Origin of the sequence: Paeniglutamicibacter psychrophenolicus, from assembly GCF_030812255.1 — a bacterium.
Lineage (GTDB): Bacteria > Actinomycetota > Actinomycetes > Actinomycetales > Micrococcaceae > Paeniglutamicibacter > Paeniglutamicibacter psychrophenolicus_A.
The window spans coordinates 197574-210766 of sequence record NZ_JAUSSH010000003.1 but is presented as its reverse complement, the minus strand read 5'-3'; the positions used below and the strand labels follow the sequence as shown (position 1 = coordinate 210766).

13 protein-coding genes are annotated in these 13193 nt (G+C 63.3%); 7 read left to right on the top strand and 6 right to left on the bottom strand.

The window, feature by feature from the left end:
* Nucleotides 1–86: 86 nt before the first annotated feature.
* The gene (locus J2T21_RS07125; RefSeq protein WP_307579918.1) at nt 87–668 is read right to left on the bottom strand and encodes a DUF3043 domain-containing protein; all 582 of its coding nucleotides are present in this window, start codon (nt 666–668) and stop codon (nt 87–89) included.
* A 70-nt stretch (nt 669–738) separates the two neighbouring features.
* Here J2T21_RS07125 and J2T21_RS07120 point away from each other — a divergent pair, with 70 nt between their 5' ends.
* The 6 genes from J2T21_RS07120 (at nt 739) to J2T21_RS07095 (ending at nt 6788) form a co-directional block, all read left to right on the top strand.
* Nucleotides 739–2148 carry a dipeptidase gene (locus J2T21_RS07120; protein ID WP_307579916.1) on the top strand — a complete coding sequence of 470 codons (1410 nt, stop codon included), beginning with the start codon at nt 739–741 and terminating at the stop codon, nt 2146–2148.
* A 109-nt stretch (nt 2149–2257) separates the two neighbouring features.
* Nucleotides 2258–2632 (top strand): HesB/IscA family protein, encoded by a 375-nt coding sequence (locus tag J2T21_RS07115; protein ID WP_113762341.1) that lies wholly within the window; start codon nt 2258–2260, stop codon nt 2630–2632.
* A 205-nt stretch (nt 2633–2837) separates the two neighbouring features.
* Nucleotides 2838–3713 (top strand): aa3-type cytochrome oxidase subunit II, encoded by an 876-nt coding sequence (ctaC, locus tag J2T21_RS07110; RefSeq protein ID WP_307579914.1) that lies wholly within the window; start codon nt 2838–2840, stop codon nt 3711–3713.
* Nucleotides 3714–3719: 6 nt separating this feature from the next.
* Nucleotides 3720–5438: an aa3-type cytochrome oxidase subunit I gene (ctaD, locus tag J2T21_RS07105; RefSeq protein ID WP_307579912.1), complete on the top strand. Its 1719-nt coding sequence runs from the start codon at nt 3720–3722 to the stop codon at nt 5436–5438.
* Nucleotides 5439–5440: 2 nt separating this feature from the next.
* Nucleotides 5441–5842, top strand: a complete 402-nt coding sequence (locus J2T21_RS07100; protein WP_307579910.1) for a cytochrome c oxidase subunit 4 — start codon at nt 5441–5443, stop codon at nt 5840–5842.
* A 160-nt stretch (nt 5843–6002) separates the two neighbouring features.
* Nucleotides 6003–6788, top strand: coding sequence for a GntR family transcriptional regulator (locus tag J2T21_RS07095; RefSeq protein ID WP_307579908.1), 786 nt, complete (start codon nt 6003–6005; stop codon nt 6786–6788).
* Here J2T21_RS07095 and J2T21_RS07090 read toward each other — a convergent pair.
* The 5 genes from J2T21_RS07090 to ctaE form a co-directional block, all read right to left on the bottom strand.
* Nucleotides 6770–7324, bottom strand: a complete 555-nt coding sequence (locus J2T21_RS07090) for a VOC family protein (protein WP_307579906.1) — start codon at nt 7322–7324, stop codon at nt 6770–6772. The genes J2T21_RS07095 and J2T21_RS07090 overlap by 19 nt on opposite strands.
* Before the next feature lie 315 nt (nt 7325–7639).
* Nucleotides 7640–9316 (bottom strand): cytochrome bc1 complex cytochrome b subunit, encoded by a 1677-nt coding sequence (qcrB, locus tag J2T21_RS07085; RefSeq protein ID WP_307579904.1) that lies wholly within the window; start codon nt 9314–9316, stop codon nt 7640–7642.
* A gap of 3 nt (nt 9317–9319) precedes the next feature.
* Nucleotides 9320–10363: a cytochrome bc1 complex Rieske iron-sulfur subunit gene (qcrA, locus tag J2T21_RS07080; RefSeq protein ID WP_307579902.1), complete on the bottom strand. Its 1044-nt coding sequence runs from the start codon at nt 10361–10363 to the stop codon at nt 9320–9322.
* 69 nt (nt 10364–10432) lie between these two features.
* Nucleotides 10433–11221, bottom strand: a complete 789-nt coding sequence (gene qcrC / locus J2T21_RS07075; RefSeq protein ID WP_307579900.1) for a cytochrome bc1 complex diheme cytochrome c subunit — start codon at nt 11219–11221, stop codon at nt 10433–10435.
* 66 nt (nt 11222–11287) lie between these two features.
* Nucleotides 11288–11926 (bottom strand): aa3-type cytochrome oxidase subunit III, encoded by a 639-nt coding sequence (gene ctaE / locus J2T21_RS07070; RefSeq protein ID WP_071215042.1) that lies wholly within the window; start codon nt 11924–11926, stop codon nt 11288–11290.
* A 146-nt stretch (nt 11927–12072) separates the two neighbouring features.
* On the opposite strand from ctaE, the gene trpD reads away from it, so the two are divergent.
* On the top strand, nt 12073–13125 hold the full coding sequence (gene trpD, locus J2T21_RS07065) for an anthranilate phosphoribosyltransferase (protein ID WP_307579896.1): 1053 nt from the start codon (nt 12073–12075) through the stop codon (nt 13123–13125).
* The last annotated feature ends 68 nt before the right edge of the window (nt 13126–13193 follow it).

Sequence of the window (13193 nt, the reverse complement as noted above, 5' to 3'; positions counted from 1 at the left end):
GCGTGTGGCGCTCCGGGCGGGAATCGGTGTTCCCGGCCCGGGCGCCACACGCCTTGGTGTGGTTTCCTGAACGCTGGTGCTTATCCCTAGCGCGGGGCCTCGCCGCGGCGGACCTGCGGCTTGGGCAGGCGCATCTTGCGGAACTGCATGCCGCGCATGACGGCGTAGTACATCACGCCGCGCTCGACGGAACCGAAGCGGGCAACCAGCGCCTTCTTCAGCATCCGGGTCATGATGAATGAATCGATGGCCACCAGGCCCACCAGGATCCACAGGGCGAAGGTCACGTAGACCGTCACCTGCGGGAACTTCGAGAGGCTCAGCGAGACGATCAGGAAGGCGAACACCGCGAACATCAGGTATTCGCCGACCATGAAGCGGCGGTCCACGAAGTCGCGGGCAAAGCGCTTCTGCGGTCCCTGGTCGCGGGCCGCCATGAAGCGTTCGTCACCGGTCTCGTTGGCCAGCCGCATGCGGTTCTGCGCCTCGAGGCGCTGGGCGCGCTCGGCCGCGCGCGCCAGCTTGCGGTCGGTGGGAACCAGCGGTCGCTGGTTCTGCGCCTGCTGCACGCTGCGCTTCGGGGTAGGGGCATTCTTGCCTACGGGCTTTGTGGTCTCATCTGTGGGCGCTTCCGCGGAAGCTGCCGTATCTTTCTTGCGTCCAAACACCTTGCCAGTCTAGCTTGCGCCCGGCATGCCGCCGGCATCGGCCACACGGTGCGGTTGTAGGCTCTTTGGTATGACTACCAAGAACACCGCCGACCCGGCGTCTTTCGGCGTGGACCGCGATGCATTGAGCACCCACGTCGACCACGATTTCGACCGTATTGTCACCGAATTGCGCAACCTGGTGGCGATCCCCGGCATTGCCTGGGAATCGTTTGACCCGAACCAGCTTGACCGCAGCGCCGAGGCCGTGGCGCAGCTGGTGCGCGACGCGGGCATGGAGCACGTCGAGATCCTGCGCGTGCCCACCGCCACCGGCGCGATGGGCGGCCCGGCCATTGTGGCCAACCGACCGGCCGCCGACGGCAAGCCCACCATCCTCCTGTATGCGCACCACGACGTGCAGCCCCCGGGCGACGAGGAGCTGTGGAACACCAAGCCCTTCGAAGCGACAGAAATCGACGGGCGGCTCTATGGCCGCGGCGCCGCCGACGACAAGGCCGGGATCATGGTGCACATTGCCGCCCTGCGCGCGGTGCTGGACACCGTCGCGGACTTCGGCCTGGGCGTGACCTTCTTCCTGGAGGGGGAGGAGGAAGCCGGATCACCGAGTTTCCGCCGGTTCCTGGAGACCCACCGCGACCGGCTTGAGGCGGATGTCATTGTCGTGGCCGACTCCTCCAACTGGAAGGTCGGGGTCCCTGCCCTGACCACGTCGCTGCGCGGCATGGTCGGGGGAGTGGTCGAGGTCCGCACCCTGGGCCACGCGGTGCACTCGGGAATGTTCGGCGGGCCGGTGCTCGATGCGCCGACCGTGGCGGCACGGCTGATCTCCACGTTCCACGATGCGCGGGGCAATGTCGCGATCGAGGGGCTTCTCTCCAACGACAACGCCGTCGTCGACTACCCCGAAGACGCGTTCCGCGCGGACTCCTCGGTCCTGGATTCCGTGGCGCTGGCCGGGTCCGGCAATATCGCAGACCGGCTGTGGAACAAGCCGGCACTGTCCATCATCGGCATGGACATCCCCTCCGTCGCGGTTTCCTCCAACACCCTTTTGCCCTCCACGCGGTTCAAGCTGAGCCTGCGCGTTGCACCGGGCCAAGACCCGGAGACCGCCACCGAGGCGGTGCGCGCGCACATCATGTCCCAGGACCTGGGCGGCGCGCAGGTCACCTTCGAGTCGGACGAGGCCGGGCAGTCCTTTGCCACGGACACCTCGGCCCCGGCCGCACAGGCAAGCCTCTGGGCGCTGGGGGAGGCCTGGGGCGTCCCGGCCGTGGAGACCGGCATCGGCGGCTCCATCCCGTTCATCTCGGACCTGCTGGAGGTCTTCCCGGCCGCACAGATCCTGGTCACCGGCGTGGAAGACCCCGATTCGCGGGCGCATTCGGCCAATGAGTCGCTGCACCTGGGCGATTTCCGTCACGCAATTTTGGCTGAGGCGTTGCTCTTGGCACGCTTGAACAACCACGGGCTCTGAGGCCCGGCCGGCGGTGCCGCGACATCATTTGCTGCAACGTCGTACCATTGGAAGGTGAGGGGCCGCGCTTGAGGCGTAGCCCAAGTGAGCAGTATATGGAGGATCACGCATGACAACTGCAGCCAATGAGACCACCGCAGACCCCACCGAGCTTCCGAGCCACGAGGTCAAGCTTTCGGAGGTCGCAGCAGAAAAGGTCCGTTCACTGCTTGAACAGGAAGGCCGCACCGATCTTCGGTTGCGCGTCGCCGTTCAGCCAGGGGGATGCTCGGGCCTGATTTACCAGCTCTACTTCGACGAGCGCCTGCTTGAAGGCGACGCGGTGAAGGACTACGACGGCGTTGAGGTTGTCGTGGACAAGATGAGCGTTCCCTACTTGGACGGGGCTTCGATCGACTTCGAAGACACGATTTCCAAGCAGGGCTTCACCATCGACAATCCGGCCGCCGGAGGCTCTTGCGCCTGTGGAGATTCCTTCCACTAACCCGGAACCAAATGCACCGCCCAAACGTTGAGACATCTTCGTCCCTGGGCGGTGTTTTGGTCGGCATTCGCGTGCCCGAGAGGGTAAGCTCTACGATAAGTAGTAAAACTATGGTTTTCTTCGACCTCATCAGCGTTGATTCACTTGAGTCCGGCCGCTGGGCGTCGAAGACTCATTCAGCACCAACAAAGAGGAAGGGCCGTCTGTGAGTTCGCAAGACCGAACCAGCAGCCGCCGGAAAGGCGTAGCCAAAGTCTTGGCTATTGCCGGCTCCGGCGCGTTGTTGTTGACGGGATGTTCAGCGGAAGTCCAGCGAGGTTGGCTCCCAAACGTCGAACGTGACACCACCAACCACACCGGTATGATCCAGGATCTCTGGGTCAACACGTGGATTACCGTACTTCTGATCGGTATCCTGACGTGGGGCCTGATGCTTTGGTGCATCATTGCCTACCGCCGCCGCAAGAATGACACTGGCTACCCGCGCCAGCTCAGCTATAACTTGCCCATCGAAATTTTCTACACGGCTGTGCCCCTCGTAATGGTATTGACGTTCTTTACGTTCTCCGACCACACGGAAAAGGCCATCAACGCCCCCGTGGATTCCGAGCTCGTCGTCGATATCCGTGCCAAGCAGTGGGCATGGGACTACAACTACAGCTACCAGGGCCAGGAAAAGTACGACGCAACCGTTCAGGCCCACCTGACCGGAGAGGCCGGCCGCCAGGCCGAACTCCCGACGTTGTACCTGCCGGTTGGAAAGACCGTCACGCTCGAGCTGAACAGCCGTGATGTCATCCACTCGTTCTGGGTCCCTGCGTTCCTGCAGAAAATGGACATGTTCCCGGGCCACACCAACTACGTCTATCTCACCCCACAGGTCGAAGGACAGTTCGACGGCAAGTGCGCCGAGCTCTGCGGCGAATACCACTCCGAGATGCTCTTCAACGTGAAGGTCGTGTCCGAGGGTGAATTCCTGAACCACCTGGCCACCCTGAAGGATGGCCACATCGGTGAAGACCAAGACCGCAAGCCGGGCGAGGTCAACCAGGTTTCGGCCCACACCTCGGAAGGAAAGTAATCCGTCGTGACTACCTATGAATACGCTACAGACGAGGCCAAAACACTTGCGCCTCGCGTGGTTCCGATCTCCAAGGGACGGATCTTCGTCAACTGGATCACCTCCACGGACCACAAGACCATCGGGTACATGTACCTGATTTCCTCCTTCGTGTTCTTCTGCATCGGCGGTGTGATGGCCCTGGTCATCCGCGCCGAGCTGTTCGAACCGGGCATGCAGATCCTGCAGACCAAGGAGCAGTACAACCAGCTGTTCACCATGCACGGCACCATCATGCTGTTGATGTTCGCGACGCCGCTTTTTGCCGGATTCGCCAACGTGATGATGCCGCTGCAGATCGGCGCACCGGACGTGGCCTTCCCGCGACTGAACGCCCTGGCCTTCTGGTTCTTCTCCTTCGGCTCGACCATCGCGTTGGCCGGATACCTGACCCCGCAGGGCGCAGCCTCCTTCGGTTGGTTTGCCTACGCACCGCTGTCCAACACCACCTTCAGCCCCGGCGTCGGCGGTGACCTCTGGGTCTTCGGCCTGGCACTGTCGGGCTTCGGCACCATCCTGGGCGCGGTCAACTTCATCACCACGATCATCTGCCTGCGTGCACCTGGCATGACCATGTGGCGCATGTCGATCTTCACCTGGAACACGCTGATCACCGCGATCCTGATCCTGATGGCCTTCCCGCCGCTGGCAGCAGCGCTGTTCGCACTGGGAGCGGACCGCCGCTTCGGCGCACACGTCTTCGATCCCGAAGCCGGCGGCCCGATGCTGTGGCAGCACCTGTTCTGGTTCTTCGGACACCCCGAGGTCTACATCATTGCGCTGCCGTTCTTCGGCATCGTTTCGGAGATCTTCCCGGTGTTCTCCCGCAAGCCGATCTTCGGCTACAAGGGCCTGATCTTTGCCACCATCTCCATTGCGGCACTGTCCGTATCGGTGTGGGCCCACCACATGTACGCCACCGGCCAGGTCATGCTGCCGTTCTTCGGCTTCATGACGATGCTGATCGCGGTGCCCACGGGTGTGAAGTTCTTCAACTGGATCGGCACGCTCTGGCGGGGGTCGATCACCTTTGAGACCCCGATGCTCTGGAGCATCGGTTTCATGGTGACCTTCCTCTTCGGCGGCCTGACCGGAATCATCCTGGCGGCCCCGCCGCTGGACTTCCACGTCTCGGACACCTACTTCGTGGTGGCGCACTTCCACTACGTGGTCTTCGGCACCGTTGTGTTCGCGATGTTCGCCGGATTCTACTTCTGGTGGCCCAAGTGGACCGGCAAGATGCTCAACGAGCGCCTGGGCAAGATCCACTTCTGGCTGCTGTTCGTGGGCTTCCACGGCACCTTCCTGATCCAGCACTGGCTGGGCGTCATCGGCATGCCGCGTCGCTACGCGGACTACATGCCCGAAGACGGGTTCACCACCATGAACCAGTTCTCCACCGTGTTCGCCTTCATCCTGGGCATGTCGATGATCCCGTTCTTCTGGAACGTCTGGACCACGCACCGGAACGGGAAGAAGATCACCGTGGACGATCCGTGGGGCTTCGGTGCATCGCTGGAATGGGCAACCTCCTGCCCGCCGCCGCGCCACAACTTCCACTCGATCCCGCGTATCCGTTCCGAGCGCCCGGCTCTTGACCTCCACCACCCGGAACTGAGCGCACGCTCGACCCCGGATTCCTCGGTGGCCAAGATCTTCGGCCCGGCTGACCAGAAGGACAAGTAGAGATGAAAGTAGAATCTTGGCTCTTCCTTGGCGGAGTGTTCTTCTTCCTGCCGGTGGCAGTCGTCTACGGAATCATGACCAACTGGGAAGAACACGTCGGCTACCTGGCGCTGTTCATGCTCATGGGCATGACGCTCATGGTCGGCTGGTACCTGCTGCACACCTCCCGCCGTGTCGGTGCGCGTCCCGAGGACCGCGTTGACGGCGACATCCACGAGAACGCGGGCGCCATTGGCCTGTTCGCTCCGTGGAGCTGGTGGCCGCTGGTCCTCGGCACCGGTGCCGCAGTCGGTTTCCTCGGCCTGGCCGTGGGCTTCTGGGTACTGTACATCGGCGTCGGCTTCACGATCATCGGCCTCGTTGGCTGGGTCTACGAGTTCAGCCGCGGCAACCACGCCCACTAACACGGGCATGGCGCACGCACGCTAAATCACTGGAAGCGGTGTTTCGTTCCCCCGAGGGGGGAATCGGAACACCGCTTCCGGCATTTAAGCTCCGGGCCCCCGATGCGCGAGAATGGAAGCAGGACGGGCCGGGTGACGGCCCGGGGACAATGGAGCAACAGTGAAACCCTACGCGCCGCAGCCCAAGGTCCAGGGCACCCTGGACCCGGAATCCCCGCTCGGGAAGTACCGGCAGATCCGGGAGATCCTTCGCACGCACGCCCGGACGGTCTGCCAACCCGGTTACCGGCTCCCGCCAGAACGCGAACTGGCCGAGGGCTTCAACGTGGCGCGCAAGACCCTGCGCCAGGCCATCGACTCGCTGGTGGAGGACCAGGTCCTCAAGCGCGTCGTCGGGGTTGGCACCTTCGTCGCACACCCCAAGGTCGACCTGCAGGTTCGGTTGAACTCCTACAGCGAGGAAATGGTGCGCCGCGGCATGGTCCCCGATGCGCACGTGCTGCGCTTCGAGGAGGTACCCGCCTCCGGCTCGCTGTCGCGGCACATGGAGATCGACGAGGGCGCCCCGGTGATCCGCTTCAGCCGCCTGCTGCTGGCCGACGGAAAGCCGATGAGCCTGGATGAGAACTTCATGCCCAGCGAGCTGGTGCCCGGATTCCTGAACGACCCGCCGCCGATTTCCCTCTACCAGTCGCTGCACGAACGCTACAACCTGATCCTGGAGTGGGGAGAGGACCAGATCGAAAGCACCGCGGCCACCAGCGAGCACGCCGGGCTGCTGCAGGTTGATGTCGGGTTCCCGTTGCTGCGCATCACCCGGTACGCCTTCGTGGGCGAGGGGCTGGTGGACTACTCGGTATCGCTGTACCGCTCGGACCGCTACAAGCTCTTTGTGCCGCTGGAGCGGCAGGGAAGCCGCAGCCCGCGCTACACCACCCTCAGGTAGTTCCAGCGCGCCCACGGGGCCGTGGGCGGCCACGCGCGGGCCATCGCGCCGAGGGCACGGGCCGCTTCGGTTCCCGTGGGCACGTTTGCCGCCCGAGACGACTGCGGGGGAAGCCCGCTCCCGGCAACCATGTGCCGTGCCGGCGGCGCGGCCGTGCGAAGCTGGGGCTCGAAGGCCCGGGCCGGGGCGAGGGCCTGGCTTCCGCCGACACCGACAGCCACATCCATGCGCAACGGAACGCCGCGCGCCACCAACCTGCGAACCATGGCCCTCAGGTCCCCGACCTTCAGGGAAATCCGGTTCCAGCCGCCGGGGGAGGGCATCGTGCGGTCGGCCGTGGCGTGGCCGCCGCCACCGGGAGTCCCATCGGGCCCGCGGGACCCGGGAGCACTGAGCAGCAGCCTCGGGGCACCGCGTTCAAGGATCGCGAATCCAGGTGCCGGGTGCATCAGGGTGGAGAATCCGGGATCACCGACGTGGAAGCCGACTGCCGCCTCGACGTCGTGAACGATGCAGCGGATGCCTGCCTGTTCCATGGTCGTTGTTTCATTTTGCGGTGGAGCCCGGAGGGCGGATGCAGTGCCCGGGCGTGGGCCGGACCTACGCCACTGCCTGGAAGCGCGTGGACGTTGCCCCCGCCCCCATCTTGTCACCGTAGCCGCAGGGGATCCCGTGCGCCCGGGGGAGTCCCGATGACGCCAAGGACACCGGGCCCGGACCGGGGAGCGGCCCCCGCAGGGAGGTGCACGCAGCCAGGGTGCCAGGGCCCGCCGGATGGTAAAGCGCCTTAAACACCGCTGGGGCCCACCAAATGGTGGGCCCCAGCGGGCAGGAATGAATCCTGGCAGGTGCTACTTCTCGATGGATTCCGTGGAGGAACCTTCGATTTCTGCCGGACCGTGTCCGTGCTCTGCCTTCAGTGCCGCCAACTCGGAAGGCGTCACCGGGGCAACGCGATCCTCGAAGAAGAACTTCGACAGGGCGCCGCGGCGCTTCTCGCTGCGGCTGATGTGGCCGGCGGCGTTGGGCTGGGCGGGGATGACCTTGCGGTCTTCGTAGTTCACCAGCGTGTGCAGCTTGTACACGTCCAGGTCCGCGTGGCGCTCCGAGAAGGCACCTTCAGGCGACATCTCGATGACACCGGTCTCGCGACCATGCAGCACGATCTCGCGGTCCTTGCGCTGCAGCGACAGTGCGATGCGGCGGGCGACGACGAAGCCGAGGATCGGGCCGAGGATGAACAGCACGCGCAACCAGTAGGTGACGTCGTTCAGCGACACGTGGAAGTGCGTGGCGATCAAGTCGGAGGAGGCAGCTGCCCACATCACGCAGTAGGAAACAACACCGGCAACACCCATGCCCGTGCGGAACGGGGCGTTGCGCGGGCGATCCAGCAAGTGGTGTTCGCGCTTGTCCTTCGTGACCCAGCTTTCGATCCACGGCCATGCGAACATGATCGTGAACATGATGCCGGCCGGGATGAGCGCCGGAACCAGGACGTTGAGGCTCAGCGTGTTGACTCCCCAAGGGAACGGGATGTTCCACTCGAAGGAGAAGTTCCCCAACATGCCGGGCATCAGGCGCAAGGCGCCGTCGACGAATCCGATGTACCAGTCCGGCTGGGTACCGGCCGAAACCGGTGACGGGTCGTATGGCCCGTAGTTCCAGACCGGGTTGATCGTCAGCAATCCGGAGATTGCCGCGACGATGCCGTAGACGATGAAGAAGAACCCGCCGGCCTTCGCTGCGTACACCGGGCCAACCGGGAAGCCAACGACGTTGTCGTTGGTGCGGCCCGGGCCGGGGTACTGGGTGTGCTTGTGCACGACCACCATGAACAGGTGGATGCCGACCATCAGCAGGATGATCGCCGGAACGATCATGATGTGCAGCGAGTACAGGCGCGGAATGATCAGTGTGCCCGGGAATTCCCCACCGAAGAGGAACAGCGAAATGTAGGTGCCAACCAGCGGAATGGACTTCACGACGCCGTCGATGATGCGCAGGCCGTTGCCGGAGAGCAGGTCATCGGGCAGCGAGTAGCCGGTGAAGCCCGCGGCCATGGCCAGGATGAGCAGCACGCCGCCGACAACCCAGTTCAGTTCGCGGGGCTTGCGGAATGCGCCGGTGAAGAACACGCGGAGCATGTGGACCGACACGGCGGCAACGAAGAGGATCGCGGACCAGTGGTGGACCTGGCGCATGAACAGGCCGCCACGCACGTCGAAGGAGATGTCCAACGTCGAGGCGTAGGCGGCGGACATGCCAATGCCCCGCAGCGGGTTGTACGAACCGTTGTAGATGACGTGTGCCATCGACGGGTCGAAGAAGAACGTCAGGAACGTTCCCGAGATCAGCAGCAGTACGAAGGTGTACAGCGCCACCTCGCCAAACATGAAGGACCAGTGGTCAGGGAAGATCTTGCGACCGAATTCCTTGACGATTCCCGAACCGCCGACACGCTGGTCGACGAAGTGGGCGATACGTCCGGTCGAAGTCTTCGGAGTGTACTCAGTAGTGGTGCTCATGGATTAGCCACGCTCCCAGTAACTCGGTCCAACAGGCTCATGGAAGTCGCTCTGGGCGACCAGGAAGCCGTTGGCATCAACCTTGATCGGCAGCTGCGGCAATGCGCGTCCGGCCGGGCCGAAGATGACCTTGCATTCCTTCGTCAGGTCGAAGGTCGACTGGTGGCACGGGCACAGCAGGTGGTGCGTCTGCTGCTCGTACAGTGCAACCGGGCAGCCGACGTGGGTGCAGATCTTCGAGTAGGCAACGATGCCCTGGTAGTGCCAGTCCTCGCGGCCCTCGGAGATTTCCATCTTGTCGGGATCCAGGCGCATCAACAGCACAACGGCCTTCGCCTTTTCATTGAGCATGTCCTCGGCTTCGTCGAGGCCCTCGGGAATGACGTGGAAGACCGAACCGATCTGCACGTCCGATGCCTTGATGGGGGTGCCGGACGGGTCGCGGGTGAGGCGAACGTCCGTGTCCCACATGGTGTGGCGCAGCTGCTCAACCATTTCGCCGGCGTTCTTGCCGGTGCGGTCGAGGTCGCGGAACATGAAGATGGCCGGGATCGGGGCCAAGGCAATGGCACCAATGAGGGTGTTGCGAATGAGCGGACGGCGCTTGATGCCGGTCTCTTCGATCACCTGGTTGATGATTTCCTCGGCGTCCTTGCGATCAGCCTCTGGGGTGATCTCGTGGCGCATCTCCGAGATTTCGTGGTCCGGCATCAGGGTCTTGGCCCAGTGAACGATGCCGATACCGATGCCGAGCATGGCAAATGTGGTGCCAAGGCCGAGCATCGCGTTCTGGACACGGATTTCCGAGATGTTTTCCGGACGTCCGAGAACGAAGTAAGCAATAAAGAACGACAGTGTTCCGATGATGGAGATGATGAACAGCAGCGCTACCTGACGCTCTGCTCGCTTCTCTGCATGCGGGTCGGTATCTGCCAAGCGCTTCCGATGCGGCGGAAGGCCGGGATCCTGGAATTTATCCAGGGTTCCCGTGCCAGCCTTAGCAACGGTGCCCGAGTCGTCCGGACTGCCGTGACTATGGTCGCCCATGTTGTCTCTCATCCTTTTCTCAAGATTCATTAGTACGTAGTGATGTTGGCGGCGCTAGCCGCCAGCGGCCTATGAAGGACGCGAAGTGAGCCAGATGGTGAAGGCAATGATGATGCCCAAACCAGCGGTCCAGATGAAGAGACCTTCAGCGACCGGACCAAGCGAGCCAAGCTTGGCTCCGCCCGGCGAGCCCTGGGATTCAATTTCCTTCAGGAAGGTGATGACATCACGCTTCTCGTCGGGGGTGATGTTCGAGTCGTTGAAGACGGGCATGTTCTGCGGCCCGGTGATCATGGCCTCGTAGATGTGCTTTTCCGATACGCCGGCCAGGGCCGGGGCAAACTTGCCGCGCGTTAGTGCGCCGCCGGCAGCGGCGGCGTTGTGACACATTGCGCAGTTCACGCGGAATACCGTACCGCCCGCGGCGGAGTTGCCATGGGACGTATCGAGCATGTCTTCGGACGGGATAGCCGGTCCGGCGCCCAGGCTGGCCACGTATGCGGAAAGCTGGGAGATCTGGGCGTCATCGAACTGTACCGGCTTGGCCTGAGCCTGCGGGCCCTGCATCTGCATCGGCATACGGCCGGTACCGACCTGGAAGTCGACTGCAGCGGCGCCAACGCCAATCAGCGAAGGACCGTCAGCCGATCCTTCAGCATTCAAACCGTGGCAGGTAGCGCAGTTTGCGACGAAGAGCTTGTTGCCTTCCTCGATGTCACTTGCGCTGTATCCAGTGGCCGCCTTGGCCTCGTTGACGCTGCCGGCTGCCATGTACAGGCCTCCAGTGATGAGCAATCCCATCAACAGCAGTGCGACGGCGGCGAGTGGATGGCGGCGCCTTTGCGAAAGAGCCTTCACTTGCTGGTTCCTCACTTATTTCTTAGAACGGGGAGTTGCCATTGGTAGGCAACGATGTGGGTTGCGCTACTTCAGGAAGTAGATGATCGCGAACAGTGCGATCCACACGACGTCGACGAAGTGCCAGTAGTAAGACACAACGATCGCACCGGTTGCCTCGTAGTGACCGAACTTACGTGCAATGAGCGCACGTCCGATGATCATCATGAAGGCAATGAGGCCGCCTGCCACGTGCAAGCCGTGGAAGCCGGTGGTCATGTAGAAGACGGAGCCGTAGGCGTTGGAATTCATGGCAATGCCGTGAGCCACCAGTTCGGTGTACTCGTAGGCCTGCACGGAAACGAAGATGGCACCGAGGATGACGGTCAGGACGAACCATTCCACCATTCCCCATTCCTTCAAGTTGAACAGTCCGCCGGTGCGGCGAGGCTTAAGATCCTCGGCACGGAAGACACCCAACTGGCAGGAGAATGAGCTCGAGACCAGGATGATCGTGTTAACGAGTGCGAACGGAACGTTGAGTTTCTCGGTTTCGGTCGCCCACATCTCCGGCGATGCAGCACGGAGTGTGAAGTACATGGCGAAAAGCGCGGCAAAGAACATCAGCTCGCTGGCAAGCCAGACGACAGTTCCTACCGACACCATGTTGGGACGGTTCGGCGCAGCTTGCGCCGGGGCATTTAGGGCATGAGTCGCAGTTGTCACAGAGCCATTATGTCTATAAAAGTCCCTCTGACACCAATGCATTGGGCCCCGCGTGGCGGGAAATTTCACCGCTTCACGCCTACAGCCGCGGAAACACGCGGGATTAACATTTCAGACTTTCTACGATTCGTAGATAACCTAGTGGCGTGTCAACGATTCGAACGAAGCAAAAGTTCCCCACATGGCCAACAATTCTCTCTATCTTGATCGCCGGCGGCGACCTGGACAGGGACCAAGCGTATTGGGCCATGGGCGAGGTGATGACGGGCAATGCCACCGATACGCAAGTAGCCGGTTTCCTCGTTGCGCTCCGCTCCAAGGGCGAAACCGTTGACGAACTCACCGGCCTGGTCGAGGCGATGATCGCCAATGCCATGCCCCTGGCGGTCGAGGGCGAGTGCCTGGACATCGTCGGGACCGGAGGTGACCGACAGAACACCGTGAACATCTCCACCATGGCATCGATGGTCTGTGCCGGCGCCGGCGCCCGGATCGTCAAGCACGGCAACCGGGCGTCCTCGTCCTCGTCGGGTTCGGCTGATGTCCTCGAAGCGCTGGGCGTGAGGCTGGACGTCCCGATTGAACGCCTCCACGACGTGCTGGACGCGGCCAACATCACGTTTTGCTTCGCGAACCTCTTCCATCCCTCGATGCGCAACGCCGCAGTGCCGCGGCGCGAGCTGGGCGTGCCCACCGCCTTCAACTTCATGGGTCCGCTGACCAACCCATCCGAACCCACCGCATCGGCCATCGGCTGCGCGGACCTGCGCATGGCGCCCCTGATGGCCGGAGTCCTGGCTGCCCGCGGCGTGCGCGCCCTGGTGTTTCGCGGAGAGGACGGGCTGGACGAGTTGACGACCACGGCCGAGAACCGGGTCTGGGAAGTCCGCGACGGGAAGGTGGTGGAAACGAGGTTCGATGCCCAGGCCATCGGCATGCCACGGGTCACGATCGAGGACCTGCGCGGCGGTGACGCCCGGTACAACGCCCAGGTGGTGCGCGATGTGCTCGACGGCGCCCGGGGTCCGGTGCGCGACGCGGTGCTGCTCAATGCCGCTGCCGGGCTGGTCGCCTTCGACCCGGACGGATCCGGCTCGCTGTCGGAGCGCCTCGGGCTGGCGGTCGCCCGGGCGGCCGAGTCGATCGACTCCGGCTCCGCCCGCCAGGTCCTGGACAAGTGGATCCAGGCGACGTCCTAGTCGCAATTCCTGCCTGGATCCGTACACGCGCACCGGTGCCCTTGCCATCCCCACGGGAGGGCAAGGGC